Below are 22,314 nucleotides of genomic sequence, written 5' to 3'. Positions count from 1 at the left end.
AAGACCTCACAGGCTGATGACGGCGTCGGCTTCCACCATGGCCAGCGCCAGGGCGCCGGGCTCCAGATGCGGCAGTTCCTGGTCGGCGACGGTGGTTTCCGGGGTAATATCGGACAGTTCCAGCATTTCCGCTTCTTCGGCGTTCTCCGGTGTGTCGGCGACCGGGCCGGTCATGAACACCAGGCGCACCGCGTGGCCGAAGATGGTCAGACCGGCGGCGACGCGCATCGCTTCGGTGTGATCGCGGCGGGCCAGTAACAGTAATGCTTTCTTTCCTTCACTCATAAGATGCGTCTCCTACAGGCCGATGATGCGAGCGGCCGAGGCGGCCAGCATGCTGTGATTGGTCTGGCTGCCGAGGGTGACGGGGCATTCGGCATCGCCCCTGTAACGCTCCCAGGAAAACTCGCAGGCCACGGCCTGTTCGGCCAGGTGCATCAGGCCGGCCAGTTGCGTGTCATCGAGCGCCTTGACGCCGTCGTTGGTGAAAAAAATTGCCCACTCGCTGCCGCGCCGGTGCAGCGCCTGCAGCAGCGGCACCAGTACGGGGGCCGCGTCGGGGGTGGATACGTCGATCAAGAGGTCCATCGGTGGCTCCTTCGGCTAATAACAATAAACAGGGTGAGTAATGCAATGATCAGGGCGATCACCGGCAAGAGCTGTTGAATCAGTCCCGGTCCGGCAGTTGCCGCTGATGTGGGCATCGCACGGGGACTGACCGGTTCGGGCAGGGTTTCGTGGTCGACCGGCAGTTCGCCGCGGGCGGCCCAGTCACGCCAGCCCTGGATATAGACGCGCGCCTCGAAGCCGGCGCCGGCCCGCAGCAGGGTGAAATAGGCCAGCGATTCCAGCGGATCATGCGCGTAGCCGACAAGCCCGGCCGGCGTCGGACGCGGCTCGGCGGTCAACGACGCCCGCAGTTCGCCGGCGGGCAGGAGGATCGCGCCGGGCAGTCGACCGCCGCGCTGCGCGCGGACCCGCTCGCCGCGATATTCCGCATCGCCGCGGCCGTCGAACAGGGCAGGGGGCGCCGCGTCCTGCAGTTCGGACCACAACTCGCGGCGCAAAACGATAAGGTGTTCCCGCAGGCTTGCCCGGTAGATGGGATCGCGGATCATGCCGCGCGGCTCACCCGGCGCCGCGGCGGCGCCGGCCGCGAGCAGACGTGGCAGCGGCTCGGTGAGCACCACGATTTCGCGCTGGCCGGCCAGATACAGCAGGGCGGCGACAAAATCCCGTTCCCGGGGATCGGAACCCGCCACGATGAGGGTCTCATCGCCGCGCAACCCGGCGGTCCCGAACACCCACAGGATGTCGCGGAAGCTTGGCAGGCGCCGGTGCGGACCGAGCAGGTCGGTGGCCGGCAGGCAACGCGCGCCGGCCAGGCTCATCGTTTGACACTGTTCCTGCGCGCGCGTGTCGATCACCTGTCCCTCATCGGGTAACGCGGATGAATAGCGAAACTCCGCCGCAATGCCGCTGCCGGGCGCCAGCAGGATCAATCCGAGCGCGAGCCGTGACAAGCCCGCCATCAGCAACCGCCGAAACGGTCTTCTTCGATTACCCTGGCGGCGGTGTCGGCGTCGGGCGGATTGCTGATGTAATAGTCCACCAGTTCGGTGACCTTGACCTTGCCAAAGTAACCGCCCAGATCGATTTCCCCCAGCGACTCGGCCGGCTGGGGGGTATCCAGGCGAGCACGCTGCGTATCGGTCATGGTTGCCTGTGGAAACAGCAGGGCTGCCAGGCCGAGAGCAATGGCGAGCGAGATGCCGCAGAACAGCAGAATTTGTGAGTTGCTCATCGGCGCCTCCTCAGAACGGATCTTTGGTAAAACTGACGTACATCAGATAGAACGCCAGGAAGAACATGCCGATGTGGATCAGCGTTTTGAGATCGAAAGCTTCCATGGTTGTGCCTCGTCTAGTAATAAATACTCGATTGGTTGTCCAGCTCGCCCTTGTAATGCCTGATCAGCATGTCGATCTCAAGCGGCTCACCGGTTTGCGGATGTTTCACCTGGGGCATCAAATGCGGCACGCCGTGACGCGACTGGTTCAGATAATTCGGGGTGGCGGTAAACGCAAAGATCAACGTTCCGATCGTGACCGCGCCCACCAGGATCGAAAACACCGAAAGTTGTAATTGGCCGGAAGTCATGGTGTCGCCCTCAATTCTTGCGCACGATGACACGCCAGTAGCGGCCGTCTTTCACCGTGCCCAGATGGGTGCTCTTTACCTCCGGCATCATCGGCGGGATTGCCGCCATCGAGGTGGGGTTGTCGATGCGTACTTCGATTACCATCCCCGGATCTGATTCCTTCAGCGCTTTCTTGGTCTTGAGCTGCGGACGTGGACAGGAGTCGCCGAGCGCGTCGACCACGCGGCTCACCTCAACGGTGCTGCCGTCCTCCAGGGTGACGCTGCTGCCGGCCTCGGTGGCGGCTGTTTCGTTTTTCTTGCTGAAAAGTCCCATTTGCGTTCTCCATAATCAGGGCCCGGGTATCCGGGCGGTTAGAGGTAATACATGTCTTCCCGCGGCAAGGCGTTTAATACCTTAGCCGCCGCTTTCTTCGGCCACCTGGCGTTCCTTGCGCAGCACGGCGCGGTAAATGGCATAGAGGACGACCGCCTGGATAATGCCGAAGACGATGGCCGGAATCCCCAGTTTCTCCTGCAGGGTTGCCGCATTGGACAGGCCGAGTTGCAGGCCGGCCAGGTTGGGCTCGCCGGTCATGGTGGCGGGCGCGGGCGGCCAGTAGCTGAAGGACCACACCAGGGAAAACAGGAACATGCCGATGAAGGTGAACAGCAACGCCCATACCGCACCGATATTGCCTTCGCCGGCCTTGACCCAGGTGGAGACGGTACAGGCGCCGGCCAGCACCATGCCGATACCGAAAATGAACAGACCGATCAGGGTGTTGAGCCCGACATCGAAACGCAACGGCTTGCCGTCGCCGAAACTCATGAACAGCGTGAAACCCAGAGTCATCACGATCATGCCGGCAAGCAGCGCCTTGGTGTTGCGATAACTTTTAAACAACATCGCATCGCGCAGCGCGGCCACATTGCAGAAGCGCGAACGCTGTACCAGCACGCCGACGAGGCAGCCGAAAATAAAACCAATCAAACATTGGCCAACAATACTCATCTCAACCCTCCAGGACGCGTTTGTAGATCAGGGAGCCGACCCAGGTGCCGGCGATAATGCCGGAAATGGCCAGATAACCGCCAAGATTCATCTGGTTGGACAGCCCGAAGAAAGTGCTGACATTGCAGACGAAGGCCAGGCGGATGCCGATGCCCATCATCAGGCCGCCGACGGTGATCATCAGCCACTCCGACAGACTGCGCGGCAGTCGCAGATAGAATTCTTTCGATAACATCGCGGCGACAAAGGCGCCGCTTAACATGCCGAGGCTGAGATAAATGCGCCAGTCACCGATGAAGGGCTGGAATACCAGCTCCCAGAACGGTACGCGATTCAATTCCTCGCCCAGCACGGATTGCGCCATGAGGCCGGTCATCATGGTTTCACCGCCGCCCACGGTCCAGGCTCCGACAACGAGGAACAGGAATACATTGGCGATGCCGATCAGGATCAGCGCGGTAACAGGATCGATAGTCTTCTTGAACAGTTCCATGGCGGCTCCGTCGTTTTTATGCTTGTCCGGAATTCTGTGTTCCGGGATCGGATGACTTTGTCGACAACCTCTTTACTCGACAACTTGTTTCTCGACAACCTGTAGCAAAGCTGATGCCAATCTTTCCCTGCACATAAAAACTCCCTGCCAGACAGTGTGCTGTATGCATTCGCGGCCATTCTGACCGGTGCCTATTCGTCTCGCAAAAGCCTTGCAAATTGCGAGACTCTGGTACTTTGCAACGGTTCGTGGTGTGTTTTCCCTGTTTCCTGTTTTGTCTGTCCCACAGCCAACGCCTTGCGCCACAGGGCTTGCGGAACGAAAACGTCAGTCACCGGTACTGTGGCACGATGCTTGCGATTGGTAGCGGGCAGGTCGCGCGTCTTGCGCAACCTGCTGACAACCAAAATGACCGAGGAGAACATCGCTATGAATACCATCAAGAAACTGTTATCCGTGGCGACGCTGCTGGTCGGCGTCGTTTCGGCAGCCCATGCCGCCAAAGTGCCCGGCCCGCTGGTCAGCACCGACTGGCTGCAGAACAATCTGCAAGATGTTGTCATCCTGGATGTGCGCAAGAGCCACGAGGGCGTGAAATTTGTGCCCGGCTCGGTGCAGGTGCCATGGAAGCAGGTTCGTACCAACAACCAGGTGGACAAGGATGGAGAAACCCATGACAAGCTGCTTCCGTCCAAACAGGCCTTCGAGACATTGATGCAGGAACGCGGCGTCAACAACAACAGCGCCGTGGTTATCGTCACCCCCGGCACCGGTGCTGGCGACGTCACCTGGGGCACCCGTCTCTACTGGACGCTCAAATACTACGGTCACGACAACATGGCCCTGCTTGACGGCGGCGCTGCCAAATGGACCAAGGAAAAACGTCCGCTGGTACCCAACGCCCGAAACCCCGGCAAAGGGAATTTCACTGCCAGTGCCGAGCGTCGTGAACTGCTGGCGACCTCAAAGGACGTGGCCGAGGCGCTTGCCCGTGGCGACACCCAGCTTATCGATGGTCGTGACGAAGCCCAGTATCTGGGCCTGGGTCGACGGCCCTATGTTTCCGCTAAAGGTCATATCAAGGGGGCCATCAATCTGCAGCCTTACATGCTGGTGCTCAACCCGAAAAACGGTGCCAAGTCCGCTCCGTTCCACGATGCCAAAACCCTGAAGGCGGTGGCGCAGGCCAAAGGAATTTCCATCGATAAGCCGACCATCACCTACTGCGACAGTGGTCACCTGAGTAGCGGTCACTGGTTTGTCATGTCCGAGATCCTGGGTAACAAGAACGCCGCGGTGTACGACGGCTCCATGCATGCCTGGACCAAGGATCCCGCCCGTAACAAAAATGTGGTCTCCCTTACTGAAAACTGAGGGTGTATGTGAAGCTGCCGGGCCTGTCGCTTGCGCGCGGGCCCGGCTTCCTTGTGTACCTTGTTAGCCGCCTGTGGGCGGTTTTTTTTGCATGATCAGGCAAAGAGATAAAGATTGGCCGTTTTCGACCACTACAGCGGCCTCGGTGGCCCGGGACCGATATGATCTGGATCATAGTCATAATAGAGTGAGTATGTTATTTATGACTGAGTTTTATCAGGACATGCCACGTGCCCCGGAGCGTGGATCATGCAAGTGGTCGGGGTATGAAAGATCTGCCGCCAAATAATATCAACATGCCACAGATACCTGTTGTGGAGATGTTTCCGGATTATTTTCCGGAGGAACTTGTTAAACGCGCCCGGCTCTTGTCGTTACGTACTGGAGAAGCGCTTTTCTCCAATAATGAACCAATCCATGCGCTCTATCGGGTGATCAAGGGCCGTTTGTCGCTGGTACATCATACCTTCGATGGGGATGAGATCGTCCTGATGCGAGCGTATGCAGGGGAATTCATCGCCGAGTGCAGTGTCTGTTGCGATATCTATACCTGCCACGCACGGGCCGACGTCGACAGCCAGATTGCCAGTCTGCCGCTCGCTGATTTTGACCGCTGGCTGTATGAGGACAGCAGTTTCACCCGTGCCTGGGCGCTTGATATGGCCCGTCGCTTGAAAGAGCAGTTCATGCGTTATGAGCGGCTGAGTATCCGTGGCGCCCGTGAGCGCATCCTGCATTACCTCTATGCCGAAGCACGCGCCGATGGCGTGCTCGATCTGGCCGGCAGTTATGTTGAATTGGCTACCGAGCTTGGTCTGACCAAAGAGACCGTCTATCGGACGCTGGCGGCTCTCGAGGCCGAAGGCGTGATTACACGCCGGGGGCGTCATATCCATATTTCCCGGGGCCCCCGGCAAATGTGATGCCAGGCAATATGACGTCAATCATATTTATTCCGTGTATCTTCTGTAATTATCTGGCCTTCACTACCTGTGTTGAGGCGCAGGATTACTCAGTATCCCGACACATTGCCCGCAGGCGCTTCCGCGATCCTGCGGTTCTCCCGACGGTGCAGGCAAATGCAGCAGTCTCCGAATGATACCCGACAACATCAGGATGAGGAGCTCGACTGTCGCAAGTATTTCGACTGCGCAAATGAAGCGTGCGAGGTTTACCGGACCTTGTTCCGGAACACGCAGCCCGAAATATCGCTGACCCAGGAACTCTGGAACCCTGCTGCCAGTGTCGTCGAGGCCGGATTGCATTCCTGCGCCAGCTGTGAGCGCCTGGAAGCACTTGCCGCGGTGGAGCCGCGTCGCGCGTATGACTACCTGCGCTGCGTTACGCAACGCCAGAAACTGTATCTGGAAACCACGCTGAAACAGTATTCCAGCCAGATGAACGTCCTGGTGCAGATCATCGAGACTTCCCCGGATATGCTCATCGCCACCGATATGAATCTGTGCATCACCCTGTGGAACGAGGCCGGCAGCGCGCTTACGGGGTTTCGCCGCGAGGAGATTCTCGGCCAGAGTGTCGCTGTCCTGTTCGATGAGACCGACATCGAGCAGATGATGGAATTGCTGCTCGAGCGCGGCTTCTTCAGAGGCCTGCGCACCAGGATTCGCTGCCACGATAATAGTGTTGTTCCGCTGGACATGTCGGCCTCGCTGCTGCGCGATGCCGCGGGAGAGCCGTTCTGCACGGTAGGCGCGAGCCGTGATATCCGGGAGCTGCTCGAAAAGGAGCAGGCCCTGAAGGTGATGGCGGAAACAGACGCGCTGACCGGCCTGCACAACAGGCGCTATTTCGACCACCGCCTCGTGGAGGCGGTGCAAAATGCCGCGCGTTACGGGCAGCCGTTTGGCCTGATGATCATCGATGTGGACAGATTCAAGCAATACAACGACCGGTACGGGCACCCGGCAGGCGATACATTGCTGCGCGAGGTGGCCGGCCTGATGCAGAAGCTGGTCAGGATGACCGATACCCTGGCGCGGATTGGGGGCGAGGAATTCGCGCTGATCACCCCGAACACGGACCGCGAGGGTGCCGTGCTCCTGGCACAGAGGATGCTGGCGCAGATCCAGGCACGGACACCGGTCACGGTCAGCATCGGGCTGGCGCTGTATGAAGACGGGGATGATGAATCGGTGCTGTACCACCAGGCCGACAAGGCCTTGTACAGCGCAAAACGGGAAGGCCGTAACCGGCTGTATGTCGCCCGCCGCTGAAGGCGTCCGCCACGTGACCGTCTTGCCCGGAGAAATCTCCTGTGTATGATTATAATCATCACACTCGGACGCTGGCGGCTCTTGAGGCCGAAGGCGTGATTACACGCCGGGGGCGTCATATCCATATTTCCCGGGGCCCCCGGCAAATGTGATACCAGGCAATATGACGTCAATCATATTTATTCCGTGTATCTTCTGTAACTATCTGAATACAATCAATAAATAAACTTTCTCTTTGCTGCGCGTCAGCATATCGCGTGGTGCAGCGCCCTATTACCATTCCCCGCAGAATAGGTCGTGGCCAATACGGCCATGTGTGGTCTGTTACACAAAGTTCCAGGGGGGATGCATGATCAGGTCTGGTTTTGTCCGTACCGCTATCAGCGGGTTGACGCTATTATCGATGTCGGTGCTGTTTGCCGGCATTGCCGAGGCAATGGTTACCGGTCAGGTGACTGACGCGGCAACCGGAAAGCCGGTTGCCGGTGCGGTGGTAAAGGTACAGGGCACGGATCACAGCGCCCGCAGTGATGCTGAAGGTCATTTTCAGCTCGATACCGCCGATGCGGATCTTTCCACCCGGCATATCACAGCCTGGGATGAGGGATACAGCATCGCCTCCGTAATGGCGTCCCGGGGTGATGAGGTCACATTGTCTCTGGAAGTCCTGCCGCCTGACGATCACACCTATCAATATCAATCCAACCAGTCTTGCGGCGCCTGTCACACCGATATTTACCAGCAATATCAAGATACCACCATGGGGCGGGCCGTCGACGAGAAATTGCCGCAAAAACAGCAGTTCTACCTGGGGGTGGATGAGGACGGTAAATTCGACGGGCTGGGTTTTGGCTGGAAATATTTTGCCCCCATGCTGGGCATTTCCCAGGGCATGCACGCCATGGACATGGATCATTATGTCGGCACTTGCGTCAATTGCCACGCCCGCGGCGCCACCTGGAAGGAGGGGGTAACCGAGCCGCATCGCAAACTCCATCCGGGGACCGGCGAAGTCTTTATCGATGGCCAACTCCAGGTCTACCGTTTCGACAAGCTCGAGGAACTGACTATCGGGCAGGGCCGCGAAGGCATCAGTTGCGAGGTCTGTCATTCGGTTCAGGACGTACGAATACACGAGGATCAGTTTGGCAAGCTCGAAACCGTCAAGATCGACCGCATGGAGATTATCCGCCGCGGCGATGTCAAGTTTGGCCCTTATAAGGATGCGGTCAGTCCGGCCCACAAGACAGCCTACAGTCCGATTTTCGAGAAGTCCGAGTTCTGTGCCATGTGTCATATGGAACGTGCCGATGACCTGGAAGGCGTTGGGGTGCCGAGCATGATGACGCTGGATGAGTATCCGCGCTGGAAAGCCAACTTCGATGCCGGCAAGACGGACAAGCAATGCCAGTCCTGCCATATGTATACCGGCGGTCAAGGTGCCTGGAGCACGAACAAGGCCGCTACGATCGGTGTGGAACGCGATCCCAACACACTGGCCGGACATCACTGGCGTGGCAGTTATTTCGATGGGGAGATGCCGCGTCGTGCTTCCAATCTCAAGATTCGTGCGCAACGCAATGACGACGGTGAAATCGCAGTTGCAGCCGAAGTCGCGAACGTTGGCGCCGCGCACAAGATGCCGGGTGGCCCCCCTTTCCGGCAGATGTTGTTGCTTATCGAGGCGACGGATGCCAATGGCAAGAAACTGGAGCCGCTGAATCCGGCAAGGGACGATCCCAATGATGCCGCACATGCCAACCGCATTATCGACGTCGGTGGTGGTTACCGCAAATACGGTTTCTTCAAATGGTGGGAAATATATCACGGTGAGTCATTCCCGGACATGCCCTATGTTGGCCAGGTTGGCAAGGTTTATAACGGTTCCTGGGTGACGCCCGGGTTTTTTCCGATGGGCTGGATGTTCAGTTATTTGTGGATCGGCCTGATACCCCTGCTGATTGGCGTGATCGGCTGGTCGCCATTGCGTGCCATGTTCAGTGACGGGAAGAAAGACGATTCCGCCAGTCAGAAACCGGGTTTCTTCAGCGTCAACGTCGGCACGATCGACCGGCTGGCGCGTATGCTGGTGGGAGCGCTCGTCCTGATCTTTGTGCCAGCCCCCTGGAACCTGGTCGGGTTGATTCCGCTTGTAAGCGGTTTGCTCGGTTGGTGTCCGACCTACCACCTTATCGGGCAGATCGATACCCGCGAGCAGGGCGGTTTCTTCCCGCCCAATGTCGGAGCGCTGGATCGCTTCCTGCGGATTGTGGTGGGCATCGTGATCCTGATGATGATCGACTCACCCTGGGGTTGGGTTGGCCTGATTCCGCTTGTAAGCGGGGTGATTGGCTGGTGTCCGACCTATCGCCTGGCGGGCAATCTGGATACCCGGGGAGCGGGGATCAAGGGCCTGTTTGCCCCTAATGTGGGCACTCCGGACCGGATACTGCGGGCGCTGATCGGGCTTGCCCTGCTGTCATTGCTGTTCTGGGGACCGCAAACAGCCTGGGGTGCGCTGGGACTGATTCCCCTGTTTACCGCCGTGATGGGCAATTGTATTCCGTATCGGCTGGCGGGGATCGATACGCGCGGCAAGCAGGAGCGTACGAGCGATGGTCCCGTCTGGATGAACCTTAACTTTGGTGAGCGGCGTTCACGCATGCTCGTTGGACTGGTTCTGATTGCCATGGCGACAGTGCTGCCGAGCGTCGGCGCGATGCATGTTTGGCCCGTGGGCGGATTCGCGGCCGAGCGTGTCTACTACGATACACGCATCGGCTACAAGGAATCCGATACCACGCACTATCGTTTTCGTGCGCCTGCCTCCGGGCCTGCCAATATCGAGGCCAAACTCATTTACTTGCGTCACTGGTACTTCATGGAGCCTATCAAAGGCGAAAAATACTGGGGCACGGATAAATGGAAGTATCTGCTTCACGACCTTGCCGTCGAAGTGCCGCCGAAGGACGGGGCAGTGGTGATGGCGGATGCCGGTAACCATGACGGCAGTCTCGAAAATATGCCACCTGTTCCGTCCAAACCGGGTACCGGTGCCTGGACGGTGTCTGACGCCGATGAGCTCAAGCAACTCGCTGAGACACTTGAACTGGCGTCCGGTTCACCAGAGAAGCCGTCCGCGGAGGGTGTTAATGCAACGATGACAGGGGATGAATAGCCATGGGCTGGATCATCGGAGGCGGTTTGCTTGTGTGCTGTATCGCGGTGCCTTTGTTGATCCGCTTCGCGAAACAGCGCCGTGCCAGGTTATTACCCGAGGACGGGCAACAAGGCAAGGACAAGGATGAAGAGTGAAAAAGGATTTGATAATGGAAATTTAAAAAACATTCGATGTGTGAATGTCAACGTATCGATGCCGGTATGACGCACCGGCAGTGTTCAATCATCATTACGATAATCAGGAGAATACCATGAACAGTCTGACATTTCGGTGGATGGGGATAACGGTATTCGGTGTTGCCAGTCTTATGGGCGCATCGGCCCAGGCCAATATCGGTATGGAGAACGTGGGGTTCAGTGCACGCAGTATCGGTATGGGCGGCACCAGTATTGCCGTCGGCGAGGATACCTCCGTGATGAACACCAACCCGGCGGCACTGTCGCGCGTGAATTTGGGGCGGATCGATCTGAACGCGGGGATGATGGTGCCGGATTTCGGCTTCCGTAACGGCGTCAACAGCAGCGAGGGCCAGGACAAGATCTACATGTTGATGTCGGCCAGCTTCGCCAAGCGGATCAATGACCGGATCACGCTCGGGATAGGCATGTTCAACGAGGGTGGCCAGGGGACCGATTACGGGATCCTCAATGTGAACAGCAACTTCCTGGAAGGTGGCGCGTTGGGTTGCGGTACTGCCTGCCCCGCTGAATATTCCTCCGAATTCGGCTACATGGTCCTCACCCCGAGCCTGGCCTATCAGGTCAACCGGGAACTCTCGGTGGGTCTCTCGGCGCAGGTCGGCTACGGCATGATGCGCATGAAGATGCCGTTTTTCATGAACATGAACACCAACCCCCAGCCGGATGTATTGCAGGCCGCCGACATGGACGGTAATGACACCAATTTCAGGGCCAAGCTGGGTGTTTTATACGATGCCGGCGGCTGGGGTGTCGGTGCCGCCTATACTTCCAAGGCGGACCTGGATCTGTCCGGTGACGCCACCCTGGTCAATCTGGACAACAATTCGATTTCCCGGATGCCCGTCGAGATGAGGCTGGGCTGGCCCTCGTCCTTCAAGATCGGTGGCTACATGGACATGAGGGCCATGAACATGCCGCTGGTCACCTTCGAGGTGCAGAGGACGAACTGGAGCGAATATCTCGATAGCGTGCCGGTATCGATGGGCGGCATGGCGATGGCGATGAATACCGATTGGGAAGACCAGACGGCCTATCGGTTGGGGCTGGAGTATGGCATCACCAATGATTGGGATGCGCGCATGGGCTTCACCTACGGCAAGAACCCGGTCCCCGACGCCGGAATCCTGCCGATCATGAATCCGATCGTCGAGAAGCACATCACCATGGGCGTGGGCTACCACGGCTTGAAGAATCTGGACTTCAATGCCGCTATGGAATTTGGCCTAGATGAAACACAGACCGGGGACATGCCCCACAATATCGCCCCGGATGTGATGAACGCCGAGGTCGACATGGGCTATTGGGCCATGATGATGCAGGTGGGGTACACTTGGTAAGCGCTTGTAGCGGCCGACGCCATCTCCGGTGTCGGCCGTGATGCGTAAAACCCGGGTATCATGGAGTTCAATGCACAGAAGGGGGTTTTCTATGATCGATTTCAGAGCTATGGGCCGGGGTATCCGGCGGATGGGGCGGTGGATCGGAGCCAGCGCGGCACTACTGGGGGTGGCGCTGTTTCTGCCGTGGACGTCGGGTGCCATCGCGGCGGAGACGTTGCAGCCGTTTGTGCTGGCGAAGACCGTTTCCGGGCCTTTGGATGCCGCCGTTGAACAAGCGCGTTCGGCGCTGGAGCGGGGCGGTTTTCGCATCATCGCGCAGACTCAGCCTTACCGGCAGGAGGAATCGCATGTTGATGCCGCCACGGTTATAGTGTTCACACGCAGTGATGTGCTCAAGGTAGCCGGGAAACAGGCGACGGGCGGTTTCATTGCGCCGCTGCGGCTGTCGGTCACCGAGGTCGATGGTCAGGTTCAGGTCGCCTATGTCAACCCGACCTACTTCGCGCACGCCTACCGGCTGGATGACGATCTTGCGCAGGTAAGCAGTGATCTTGAAGATGCCTTTCCAGGCGGGCAGGGCTTCGGCAGCGAGAAGGGCATGGCGCCGGGCAAGCTGCGCAAGTACCACTACAGCTTCGGCATGCACTATTTCGATGAACCCTATGAGCTCGCGACCTTTGGCTCACACGGTCAGGCCGTGGAAAAGGTCAGGGAACACCTGAGCAACAACACCGTGGGCATCAGCCAGGTGTATGAGTTGGCCGTGCCGAACAGTGAACAGGTTGTGTTTGGCGTTCTGCGCCGGCCGACCCAGAACACGCACAGCGACATGGATGATACCTGGATCATGTCGATCGCGGATTTCGAGGCAAGGAAGAAAACCGCTTATCTTCCCTATGAAATCCTGGTCACCGGCAATAAAGTCATCGCCATGCATGCGCAGTTCCGCATGGCCGTGCATTTCCCGGATATGCCCATGTTCAGTGTCGGGATGCGTTTGATGAATGCCATGAACGTCATCGGTGATGGGCTCGAGGCGGCGGTCAAGGACGAGTAAGCCGACCGCTGTTGCTGTTCCCGCGGAGCGCAATGTCTGATCCGGCGACCGACCCGCCGCGCCCGTCACCGGCGGCGGGTCGGATGCGGTATTGGGGCGACTCCAGGCAGGTGCGACGTACCACAGGCCGTGCCTGACTGACGTGCCGGGAATATGACGTAAGGCAGGGAATGCCCCGGATGCCTGAAACCACCACCCCGCCCCCGCTTTTGCCTGAAGCGCTGCTTGCGCAGGAGGGAGCAGCACCTGTCTGTCCCCAGACTCGGGTACGTGTTCCGCTACGGTGACAGGGTGGAATATCTGTATCGGGTCGATGCCGGCCAGGCCTGCCTTCAACACCACCGACCGACGGGACAGCTGGTGGTGTTTCAGTGCGTGGGTCGGGGGGGGGCTTTCTGGGGGAATGCAGTCTTTCGATGGACACCTACGGCTGCGATGCCAGATGCTCCAGCAGCAGCGACGGGATTTTTTTTTATGTCATTCAACGAAGAGCTGGACCAAACAGCACAATGGTCACCCGAGTCACTTAGCACTTTTCAACGCGACATTCCCAGCGCGTAGATAGAAACGGCCCTTGAAGCCACCGGTATGGCCAGTATTCGCCGCCGTCTCCCCGCCGAGCAAGTCATGTGGCTGGTACTGGGGATCGGTCTATACCGTGACCGCTCAATTCAGGACGTCGGTGACAAGCTGGATCTGGCGATGCCGGACAGTCAAGGTCGCCCGGTGGTGGCGACCAGCGCCCTGGCCCAGGCCCGTGAGCGCTTGGTTGCCGAGCCCCTGCGCTACCTGTTCCTCAGCAGCGCCGAGGCATGGAGCCGCCAAGAGGCGCACGATGACTTTCACGGCCTGAAGCTGCTCAGCGTGGATGGCACTGTATTCGATACGCCGGATTCAGCGGAAAATGGCGAGGCCTTCGGCTTTATCGAATCACGCAAGGGCCACATCAGCGCGTTCCCCAGCGTACGCCTGACAGCGCTGATGTCGTTGCGCACTCACCTGGTATGGGAAGCGGCCTTCGGCCCCTGCACGCAGGAGGAAATCAACTACGCCCGGGAATTGGTCAGTGCGGCACCGGCCTACTCGCTGACCCTGTTTGACCGGTGCTATTTTTCCGCCGAACTACTGCTCTGCTGGCAACAGAGCCAGCCGCAGAGCCACTGGCTGACACCGGTCAAACGCAAGATGCGCTATGAAGTGATTGAGCGCTTTAGTGAGTATGACTGTCTGGTGGAGATGCCCATCTCCCCCCAGGCCCGTCAGCAATACCCTCACCTGCCGGCCACCTGGCAGGCCCGCATGGTCAGCTATGCCAACCCCACGGGGGGAAATCACCGGTTTTCTCACTTCCCTGACAGACCCTCAGCGCTATTCGGCCGATGAGCTGTTGCGCATCTATTGGGAGCGTTGGGAGATTGAACAGGGTTACGGGGAGCTCAAGCGGCGGCAACTGCGTAGCGAGTTGCTGCTGCGCAGTCAAAAGCCCGGAGGGATCCGTCAGGAGCTGTGGGGGATCCTGCTGGCCTACAACCTGGTGCGTCTGGAAATCAGCCATATTGCCGAGGAAGCAGCGGTGCCGCCACTGCGGATCAGCTTTATGATGGCCATGCGCTATATTCAGGATGAGTTTCTCTGGTGTGCCGTGGCTTCACCGGGGACGATCCCAAAGAAGCTCCGCGCACTGAGGGCCAACGTGAAGGCGTTTATTCTGCCAGAACGAAAATGGCCCTCGGTACCGAGGGCCGTTCGAAAAAGCCGAACCTCTTTTCCGGTCTCAGAAAAGCCCCCGAGAAAGACCCGGGGGCTTGAGTGAGCGGCATTAGCCAGTGAGCCAGCTTTCTTTCAGGTCTGCGCTGAGGCGCAGGATTACTCAGTGTTTGGACACATTGCCCGCAGGCGCTTCCGCGATCCTGCGGTTCTCCCCGACGGTACAGGCAAATGCAGCAGTCTCCGAATGATACCCGACAACATCAGGATGAGGAGCTCGACTGTCGCAAGTATTTCGACTGCGCAAATGAAGCGTGCGAGGTTTACCGGGCATTGTTCCGGAACACGCAGCCCGACAAGGCCTTGTACAGCGCAAAACGGGAAGGCCGTAACCGGCTGTATGTCGCCCGCCGCTGAAGGCGTCCGCCACGTGACCGTCTTGCCCGGAGAAATCTCCTGTGTATGATTATAATCATTACACTCGGACGCTGGCGGCTCTTGAGGCCGAAGGCGTGATTACACGCCGGGGGCGTCATATCCATATTTCCCGGGGCCCCCGGCAAATGTGATACCAGGCAATATGACGTCAATCATATTTATTCCGTGTATCTTCTGTAACTATCTGAATACAATCAATAAATAAACTTTCTCTTTGCTGCGCGTCAGCATATCGCGTGGTGCAACGCCCTATTACCATCCCCGCAGAATAGGTCGTGGCCAATACGGCTATATCTGGTCTGTGACACAAAGTTCCAGGGGGGATGCATGATCAGGTCTGGTTTTGTCCGCACCGCTATCAGCGGGTTGACGCTATTATCGATGTCGGTGCTGTTTGCCGGCATTGCCGATGCGATGAACGCGGAGGTCGATATGGGTTATCGGGCGATGATGATGCAGGTCTCGTATCAATGGTGAGTGTTTTCGGGTGAGGCTCATCGTACTCCCCCGTCATTTCTGGCGCGGTTACACTCCCGTCCGCGCCAGTTCTTTTTTTTCTGGTTGCGGTAAGGCGATCCCGGCAGTGATAGCAACAGGCAGTGTGCGAAACAGGGTCGATTTGCGTGGAGGGCGATGAACATGGTGGAGCATGTTATTCTGACCCCGACCGGTGCCCATGCACTGCTGTACAGGGATTCAGCAGTGGTAAGCGGGCGCGAGCGATCGGTGCTGGTCTTGCTTTACCGCCAGCCGCGTTACGAAGATTGGCTGCAACAAGTGGAGCATTGGGAGGCAGGACGACAGGCGTTTGATAGTCTGCTTGCAAAGGGCCTGGTGCGGGTGAGTGAGCCACAACCACCAGACTGGCAACGTTCCGAGGAAATTGATTTCACGATGGACTGTATTATTTCCAATCTTGCCACCGCTATGCCGGAGGGAGAAGCTGTGGAGATAACACGCAATGTCGCCAGGGAGGCTGGAGTGTACTTCGTCACCGGCGTTACGTATCCACCCGAGAGCTTTCGGCGCGTGGTCGAGCACCTGCATTCTGTTCAGCATCCCCCGTTTGCATCCCTGCTCGCAACGTCGATGATGATGCAAATAATCCAGAACGAAACCCCTACGCAGGAGAAGTGATTATGACTGGCATCCAGGATACTGTCTCGAATGGAACAGCTCCGACCGTTGACTCGAATTTGAATTTCCGCCTACGCTGGACTCGCAAGACATGGCCGGTATTTGTGTTGCTGTCGGCACTCTGGATCCTGATTTCGCTTGCACTGTGGTGGGTGGCGGCACATTATCTGATGCCGCTGGTTCTGCCGGACCAGCAGCAAGAGTTTCAGGTATACCTTTTGATTCTTGCGTTTGCCGCGAGTTTTGCCGGTATGATGATTATGTTCGTGGCCTCGTTGCAGATTGCGAACCATATGTCCCGGAGTCTGGTTCGGGTCGCGAACGGTGATCTGTCGTTCACGACGTACCCAGTGTGGTGCCCGGTGAATTCCAATATCGCACTCGCAAGCGATGCCATTACCGCCCGTATAAGGCGTCAGATTTTGACGCTCAACAATCTGCTCGTCGAACAGGGCGCGATTGCTGACAGACTGCTCAAGCTTGTGCAATCCGGGGAAGACAAGACCGATAGAAAAGTGCTTGTCGACCAGGTCGAAACCGAGATACACAAGATGGTAGAGGTCAGCGGGCAATTGTCGCGGCTTTCAGCATATTTTCGATGTTGAGAGGCGAAAACGTGAAAAAAATGATCAGGTAGAAGACGTTGCCTATCGGTCGAGTGTGTTGAAAACACGATCCTGTTCAATACCCCGTAATTTGTGGTTGTCGCGTGTTCAGGATTTAATCTGGCCGCGCAACGCCACGGCGGCCAGCACGGCGGCCACAAGGATGCCACCGCCGATCCCGGCGGCGAGCATTTCGGTGCCCAGGCCCCGATCCAGCAGGACGCCGAGCAGCGGCGGGCCGATGGCGGTGGCGAGGATCATCAACGCCTGCAGCAGGGCGCGGATGGCGCCCAGGTGGGCCAGGCCATAGCGTTCGGCCAGTAACGGGGTCAGGGCGGTCGAGTTCAAACCCAGTCCCAGCCCCAGCAGCGCGGGCCACAGCAGTGCCGCCCAGGTGCTGTCGAACAGGGCCAGCACGGCCATCGATCCGATCAACGGCAGCAGCGAGGGAACGAACAGGCGGGTGGCGGTGAGCCGATCCACCAGTGGCCCGGCGCCGAGCAGCCCGCTGACATGGCCCACCGCGAACAGCGCCAGCCCCGAGGCGACCAGTTCGGTACTCCAGCCCTTGGCCTCGGCCAGCGGGATCTGGTGAAAAAAGGCGATGGTCACGGTAAACGGCGCCGCCACGGCGGCGGGCATCAGCAGGGCGAAGCGCCAGTCCCGCACCACCTCGCGCCGGGTCCAGTCCCGGGCAACCTGGCGACCTGTCGAGGTGTCGGCGAGGGTACCGCCGTGGGCCCCCTGCAGCAGCCACAACAGCAGGAGCAGAAACAGCAGCACCACACCGCTGCCCAGCAGCCAGAGATCGCGCCAGCCCAGCCAGGCCAGCGCCGCCACGGCGGTGGCGGGGAACACGGCCTCGGCCAGCGGCAGGCCCATGGCGGTGATGGAGACCGCCTTGCCCCGTCCGCCGTGAAAGCGCTGGGCCATGGTGGTCAGGGCAATGTGGGTCATCAGCCCCTGGCCCCCCAGGCGCAGTAAAAACAGCGCCGCCAGCAGCGCGAGCACGCCGCTGCTGGTGCCCAGCAACAGGCCGCCGAGGATCAGCAGCAGCGCCGCGCCGCTTAAAAACAGCCGCAGGTCCGCGCGATCATAGAGCTTGCCCAGCCAGGTCAGCAGCGAGGCGCTGGCCAGGGTGGCGCCGCCGTAGACCAGGCCCAGTTCAGCATGGCCCAGATCGAAGTCGGCGCGCAGCTGGGGATTGAACAGGCCGATATAAAAGGTCTGGCCGAAACCGGAGAGCATGGCGGTCAGCAGGCCGAAGGCCAGCAGACGGCGGTGGTCCCATAAAAAGGTCAGATAGTCGCGGGGCAGGAGGCGTGTTGGCATGGCGCGCAGTCTAGCAGAACCGCCGGCGGTCGATGCTATACTCCGCGCCTGTGAAAACACCTGCTACCAATCCATCCGATTCCCTGGCCTGCCCGTTATGCGGTCATCCGGCCGAGCCGTTTTGCGCGGATCGGCGCCGGCGGTTTTTCCGTTGTCCCCAGTGTGAACTGATCAGTGCCGACCCTGCCGCGCATCTGGATCGTGCCGAAGAAAAGGCGGTTTATGATCAACATGACAACGATCCGGGCGATCCCCGCTATCGGCGGTTTCTGGCGCAACTGGCTGACCCGTTGCTGGAACGGTTGAGTCCCGGCATGCAAGGGCTGGATTACGGTTGCGGCCCGGGGCCGACCCTGAGCGGCATGCTGCGCGAGGCGGGGATGGTGATGCATGACTACGATCCCCTCTATGCGCCGAATACGGCGCTGCTGGATCGCCAGTACGATTTTGTCACCTGCACCGAGGTGGTGGAGCATTTCAACGATCCGGCCACGGCCTGGCCGCAACTGGTTGAACGGGTGCGCCCGGGTGGCTGGCTCGGCATCATGACCTGGCTGGTGTCGGATCCCGATCCGCAAGCCTTTCGCAGCTGGGGCTACAAGGGGGATCCGACCCATGTCAGTTTTTACCGGCCCGCCACCTTCGAGTGGCTGGGGCGGACGCTCGGGTTCGAGGTCGAATTCGCGGCTACCCGGGTGATCCTGATGCACAAACCGGTCGGCTGATGTGGTAACATTCTTCGCCTGACGAAAGACAAAGGGCCGCGGGCCCTTTTTGTTTTTTGCAGGCCATTTCAGTTCAATGGCAGCTTGTGCCGGTCCCCCCGCGACGACAAGCCGTGAACCCGGTCAGGCCCGGAAGGGAGCAGCCGTAGCGGTGGACTCGGGCGCCGGGGTGTGGCTGGTACGAGCTGTCACCCAATTCCAGTGACGAGGGACGAGGTACGAGTGACGAGGAAGATCAAAAGCCCACTCCACGGATTGTAGGAGCGGCTGCGCCGCGACCGGGCTTGCCAGTGCGCAAAGGGGTATCGCGCCGAAGGCGCTCCTACCGGCCAGTGGCCTTGCGGTTTTCCTCGTTACTCGTCCCTCGGCCCTTTTTTCCGATTGATGCACCGCCTCCCGCGGACAGGTAGAATGGCTTTTCCATGAAACTTCGGATGGGTTCGGAAAAAGCATGAGCTATCAGGTCCTGGCACGTAAATGGAGGCCGCGCACGTTTGACAAGCTGGTGGGGCAGGAACATGTCTCGCGGGCGCTGATCAATGCGCTGGATAACGACCGCGTGCATCATGCCTTTTTGTTCACCGGCACGCGCGGGGTGGGCAAGACCACCATTGCGCGGATTTTCGCCAAGTCGCTCAACTGCGAGCAGGGCGTCAGCTCCCAGCCCTGCGGGGTGTGCAGCGCCTGTACCGAGATCGACGAAGGCCGCTTCGTGGATCTGCTGGAGGTGGATGCCGCCTCACGCACCAAGGTCGAGGATACCCGGGACCTGCTGGACAACGTGCAGTACGCGCCGACCCGGGGACGTTACAAGGTGTACCTGATCGACGAGGTACACATGCTCACCAATCACAGTTTCAATGCGCTGCTCAAGACCCTGGAAGAGCCGCCGCCGCATGTGAAGTTTTTGCTGGCGACGACCGATCCGCAAAAACTGCCGGTCACCATTTTATCCCGCTGTTTGCAGTTCAACCTGCGCCGCCTGCCGGCGGAGCTGATCCTGAGTTACCTGGAAAGCGTCTTGCAGGAAGAGGGCATCGAGTTTGAAACCCCGGCGCTGCAGCAACTGGCGCGGGCTGCCGACGGCAGCATGCGCGATGCATTGAGTGTGCTGGATCAGGCCATTGCCTACGGCGGCGGGGCGGTGCGCGAGGCGGATGTGCGCGCCATGCTCGGCAAGCTCGATCAGCAGCCGGTCACGGCACTGCTGGATGCCCTGGCCGACGGCGACGGTCAAAAAGTACTGGCCATCGTCGAACAGGCGATGGATATCATTCCTGATTATAGTGAAGTGCTGGTCGAGTTGATCAACCTGTTGCATTCGCTGGCGCTGTTGCAGCAGTTGCCGGAGGCGTACCATGAGGGGATGGGCGATCAGGCGACGCTGCAGGCCCTGGTGCAAAAACTGAGCGCGGAAGATATCCAGCTCTATTACCAGATTGCCCTCAACGGGCGGCGGGATCTGCCCCTGGCGCCGGATCCGCGCAGTGGCCTGGAGATGGTGTTGTTGCGTATGCTGGCGTTTCGCCCGCTGCCGGCGGACAGCGGGGGCACACCCCCGGCAAAAAAGCCTGAGGCGGACGCGAAACGTCCGCAGCCCAACAACGCAAAAAGTGAACCACCGCCGGTCGCCGCCGCGCCGGCGATTGATACGGCGCCGCAACCCGCCCAGGACTGGTCGGCGATTGTCGCCGGCCTGTCCCTGGGCGGCGCGGTCAAACAACTGGCCGCCCATTCGGTGCTGCTCAGCCATGAGGGCAACCGGATCAAACTGGCACTGGATCAGGGCGGCGCGCCGTTGTATACCAAAGAGCGCGAAGCGCAGTTGCAACAACAGTTGAGCGAATATTTTGGTCAACCGGTCAAGTTGACGACTGAAGTACGCCAGGTGGCAGGGGCGGAGACCCCGGCACGCCGCGAGGCGCGTGAGCGTGACGAGCGGCAGAGCGCCGCGGTGACGGCGATTGAAAACGACGCCAATGTGAAAAACCTGATTGAGACCTTCGATGCCCGGATCAATACGGGCAGCGTGGAACCGATCGATTAAAGCGACAGCATGAGTTGAGGTAAACATTATGAAAGGTGGATTAGGTAATCTGATGAAGCAGGCCCAGCAGATGCAGGCCAACATGCAAAAGGCCCAGGAAGAGATGGCCAAGATCGAAGTCACCGGTCAGTCCGGCGGCGGCATGGTCAAGGTCACCATGACCTGCAAGCATGATGTCAAGCGCGTCGAGATCGACGACAGCCTGGTGGGTGACGACAAGGAGATGCTCGAAGATCTCGTGGCCGCGGCCATGAACGATGCCGTGCGCCAGGTGGAAAAAACCGTCCAGGAACGCTTTGCCGGCATGACCGACGGGATGAATCTGCCGGAAGGGTTCAAACTGCCGTTCTGAGGCGGGGCATGTTGATTGCCTGGTTAACTATTCTCAGCATAGAAAATAACCACCGATGACACCGGGGTCACCGAACTGCACCGAAAGATCCTTCAGGAAAGATTGGCTCGCTTTTTCGGTGTTTACAGTGTCCTCAGTGCTTCGGTGGTTTTAATCGACAGTCGACGTTGTGAATACCCTGACGAGATATTATCCACCAATATCAGTTACGGGAACGGTGATTTCCGTAAACTTTCACCAGGCAGGTAAGGTGCCGTTATGTCCTACAGTCCCCTGATTAACCAGTTGGTCGAGGCACTGCGCTGTCTGCCCGGCGTGGGGCCGAAGTCGGCGCAACGCATGGCATTTTATCTGCTGGATCGGGAGCGCGAGGGCGGACGCCATCTGGCGAACACGTTACTGGAGGCGATCGACAATGTCGGCCATTGTGAGCAGTGCCGCAACCTGAGCGAACAAACCATTTGTCAGCTGTGCAGCAGTGATCAACGGGATCGCAGTCTGTTGTGTGTGGTGGAAACACCGGCCGATGTGCACGCCATTGCCCAGGCGACCGACTACAAGGGACTGTTTTTCGTGCTGATGGGGCACCTGTCGCCGCTGGACGGCATCGGGCCGCTGGATATCGGTCTGGACAAACTGGGTGAGCGCCTGGATAGCGGTGAGGTAACTGAAGTGATTCTCGCGACCAACGCCACGGTCGAAGGCGAAGCCACCGCCCACTACATTGCCGAGATGGCGGCCCGGCGCGAAGGTATCAACGTCTCGCGCATCGCCCAGGGCGTGCCCATGGGCGGTGAACTGGAATACCTCAACAGCAGCACATTGTCCCGCGCGTTCCTGGAACGCCATCGTGTCTGAAGAAAGCGTTTGTGCCCAATGCTTTCCCCTTATCGGATTGACTTATACATAAAGAACAACAGCATGGAAATAACAAATAA

General features: G+C 59.1%; 24 protein-coding genes, 1 other RNA gene and 1 pseudogene. 17 read left to right on the top strand and 9 right to left on the bottom strand.

The window, feature by feature from the left end:
• Positions 1-6: 6 nt before the first annotated feature.
• The 8 genes from U5J94_RS13165 to U5J94_RS13130 form a co-directional block, all read right to left on the bottom strand.
• A complete protein-coding gene (locus tag U5J94_RS13165) occupies positions 7-285 on the bottom strand; it encodes a hypothetical protein (RefSeq protein WP_322566078.1) in 279 nt (92 codons plus the stop codon).
• A gap of 12 nt (positions 286-297) precedes the next feature.
• On the bottom strand, positions 298-588 hold the full coding sequence (locus U5J94_RS13160) for a hypothetical protein (protein WP_322566077.1): 291 nt from the start codon (positions 586-588) through the stop codon (positions 298-300).
• Positions 576-1,532 (bottom strand): hypothetical protein, encoded by a 957-nt coding sequence (locus U5J94_RS13155; RefSeq protein ID WP_322566076.1) that lies wholly within the window; start codon positions 1,530-1,532, stop codon positions 576-578. Before U5J94_RS13155 ends, U5J94_RS13160 begins: the two co-directional genes overlap by 13 nt.
• Positions 1,532-1,804: a hypothetical protein gene (locus tag U5J94_RS13150; protein WP_322566075.1), complete on the bottom strand. Its 273-nt coding sequence runs from the start codon at positions 1,802-1,804 to the stop codon at positions 1,532-1,534. Before U5J94_RS13150 ends, U5J94_RS13155 begins: the two co-directional genes overlap by 1 nt.
• A 119-nt stretch (positions 1,805-1,923) precedes the next feature.
• Entirely contained in the window at positions 1,924-2,160 is a 237-nt protein-coding gene (locus tag U5J94_RS13145) for a hypothetical protein (RefSeq protein WP_322566074.1), read from the bottom strand.
• 10 nt (positions 2,161-2,170) lie between these two features.
• Complete coding sequence (locus tag U5J94_RS13140) at positions 2,171-2,476, bottom strand: sulfurtransferase TusA family protein (protein WP_322566073.1); 306 nt, start codon at positions 2,474-2,476, stop codon at positions 2,171-2,173.
• A gap of 81 nt (positions 2,477-2,557) precedes the next feature.
• On the bottom strand, positions 2,558-3,154 hold the full coding sequence (locus U5J94_RS13135; protein WP_322566072.1) for a YeeE/YedE thiosulfate transporter family protein: 597 nt from the start codon (positions 3,152-3,154) through the stop codon (positions 2,558-2,560).
• 1 nt (position 3,155) lies between these two features.
• Entirely contained in the window at positions 3,156-3,680 is a 525-nt protein-coding gene (locus U5J94_RS13130) for a YeeE/YedE thiosulfate transporter family protein (RefSeq protein WP_322566502.1), read from the bottom strand.
• Between the two features lie 396 nt (positions 3,681-4,076).
• On the opposite strand from U5J94_RS13130, the gene U5J94_RS13125 reads away from it, so the two are divergent.
• From U5J94_RS13125 to U5J94_RS13070, 12 genes and pseudogenes are all read left to right on the top strand, one after another.
• Positions 4,077-5,021 (top strand): sulfurtransferase, encoded by a 945-nt coding sequence (locus tag U5J94_RS13125; protein WP_322566071.1) that lies wholly within the window; start codon positions 4,077-4,079, stop codon positions 5,019-5,021.
• Between the two features lie 266 nt (positions 5,022-5,287).
• Positions 5,288-5,944 carry a Crp/Fnr family transcriptional regulator gene (locus U5J94_RS13120; RefSeq protein ID WP_322566070.1) on the top strand — a complete coding sequence of 219 codons (657 nt, stop codon included), beginning with the start codon at positions 5,288-5,290 and terminating at the stop codon, positions 5,942-5,944.
• A gap of 156 nt (positions 5,945-6,100) precedes the next feature.
• Positions 6,101-7,255, top strand: coding sequence for a sensor domain-containing diguanylate cyclase (locus tag U5J94_RS13115; protein WP_322566069.1), 1,155 nt, complete (start codon positions 6,101-6,103; stop codon positions 7,253-7,255).
• 349 nt (positions 7,256-7,604) lie between these two features.
• Positions 7,605-10,433, top strand: a complete 2,829-nt coding sequence (locus U5J94_RS13110; RefSeq protein WP_322566068.1) for a YgaP-like transmembrane domain — start codon at positions 7,605-7,607, stop codon at positions 10,431-10,433.
• 2 nt (positions 10,434-10,435) lie between these two features.
• The gene (locus U5J94_RS13105) at positions 10,436-10,570 is read left to right on the top strand and encodes a hypothetical protein (RefSeq protein ID WP_322566067.1); all 135 of its coding nucleotides are present in this window, start codon (positions 10,436-10,438) and stop codon (positions 10,568-10,570) included.
• A 116-nt stretch (positions 10,571-10,686) separates the two neighbouring features.
• A complete protein-coding gene (locus U5J94_RS13100) occupies positions 10,687-11,973 on the top strand; it encodes an OmpP1/FadL family transporter (RefSeq protein WP_322566066.1) in 1,287 nt (428 codons plus the stop codon).
• A gap of 130 nt (positions 11,974-12,103) precedes the next feature.
• A complete protein-coding gene (locus U5J94_RS13095; protein WP_322566065.1) occupies positions 12,104-13,033 on the top strand; it encodes a hypothetical protein in 930 nt (309 codons plus the stop codon).
• A 474-nt stretch (positions 13,034-13,507) separates the two neighbouring features.
• Positions 13,508-14,846 (top strand): annotated as a pseudogene (locus tag U5J94_RS13090) (IS4 family transposase).
• 125 nt (positions 14,847-14,971) lie between these two features.
• Entirely contained in the window at positions 14,972-15,157 is a 186-nt protein-coding gene (locus U5J94_RS13085; protein WP_322566064.1) for a hypothetical protein, read from the top strand.
• A gap of 348 nt (positions 15,158-15,505) precedes the next feature.
• Positions 15,506-15,655, top strand: a complete 150-nt coding sequence (locus U5J94_RS13080) for a hypothetical protein (protein WP_322566063.1) — start codon at positions 15,506-15,508, stop codon at positions 15,653-15,655.
• 156 nt (positions 15,656-15,811) lie between these two features.
• Complete coding sequence (locus tag U5J94_RS13075; RefSeq protein ID WP_322566062.1) at positions 15,812-16,315, top strand: hypothetical protein; 504 nt, start codon at positions 15,812-15,814, stop codon at positions 16,313-16,315.
• A 2-nt stretch (positions 16,316-16,317) separates the two neighbouring features.
• Positions 16,318-16,920 (top strand): hypothetical protein, encoded by a 603-nt coding sequence (locus tag U5J94_RS13070; RefSeq protein WP_322566061.1) that lies wholly within the window; start codon positions 16,318-16,320, stop codon positions 16,918-16,920.
• Positions 16,921-17,028: 108 nt separating this feature from the next.
• Here U5J94_RS13070 and U5J94_RS13065 read toward each other — a convergent pair whose 3' ends face one another.
• Positions 17,029-18,252: an MFS transporter gene (locus U5J94_RS13065; protein ID WP_322566060.1), complete on the bottom strand. Its 1,224-nt coding sequence runs from the start codon at positions 18,250-18,252 to the stop codon at positions 17,029-17,031.
• A 32-nt stretch (positions 18,253-18,284) separates the two neighbouring features.
• On the opposite strand from U5J94_RS13065, the gene U5J94_RS13060 reads away from it, so the two are divergent.
• The 5 genes from U5J94_RS13060 (at position 18,285) to recR (ending at position 22,234) form a co-directional block, all read left to right on the top strand.
• Positions 18,285-18,977, top strand: coding sequence for a class I SAM-dependent methyltransferase (locus tag U5J94_RS13060; protein ID WP_322566059.1), 693 nt, complete (start codon positions 18,285-18,287; stop codon positions 18,975-18,977).
• An 87-nt stretch (positions 18,978-19,064) separates the two neighbouring features.
• An RNA gene (ffs, locus tag U5J94_RS13055) (signal recognition particle sRNA small type) lies at positions 19,065-19,161 on the top strand.
• 267 nt (positions 19,162-19,428) lie between these two features.
• Positions 19,429-21,024: a DNA polymerase III subunit gamma/tau gene (gene dnaX / locus U5J94_RS13050; protein WP_322566058.1), complete on the top strand. Its 1,596-nt coding sequence runs from the start codon at positions 19,429-19,431 to the stop codon at positions 21,022-21,024.
• Positions 21,025-21,049: 25 nt separating this feature from the next.
• The gene (locus U5J94_RS13045; RefSeq protein WP_322566501.1) at positions 21,050-21,376 is read left to right on the top strand and encodes a YbaB/EbfC family nucleoid-associated protein; all 327 of its coding nucleotides are present in this window, start codon (positions 21,050-21,052) and stop codon (positions 21,374-21,376) included.
• Between the two features lie 258 nt (positions 21,377-21,634).
• On the top strand, positions 21,635-22,234 hold the full coding sequence (recR, locus tag U5J94_RS13040; protein ID WP_322566057.1) for a recombination mediator RecR: 600 nt from the start codon (positions 21,635-21,637) through the stop codon (positions 22,232-22,234).
• Positions 22,235-22,314 lie beyond the last annotated feature (80 nt).

Source organism: Thiohalophilus sp., from assembly GCF_034522235.1.
In the GTDB taxonomy this organism is placed as follows: Bacteria; Pseudomonadota; Gammaproteobacteria; order UBA6429; family Thiohalophilaceae; genus Thiohalophilus.
The sequence above is the reverse complement of the archived record's forward strand: the minus strand, read 5'-3'. Positions and strand labels throughout refer to the sequence as shown.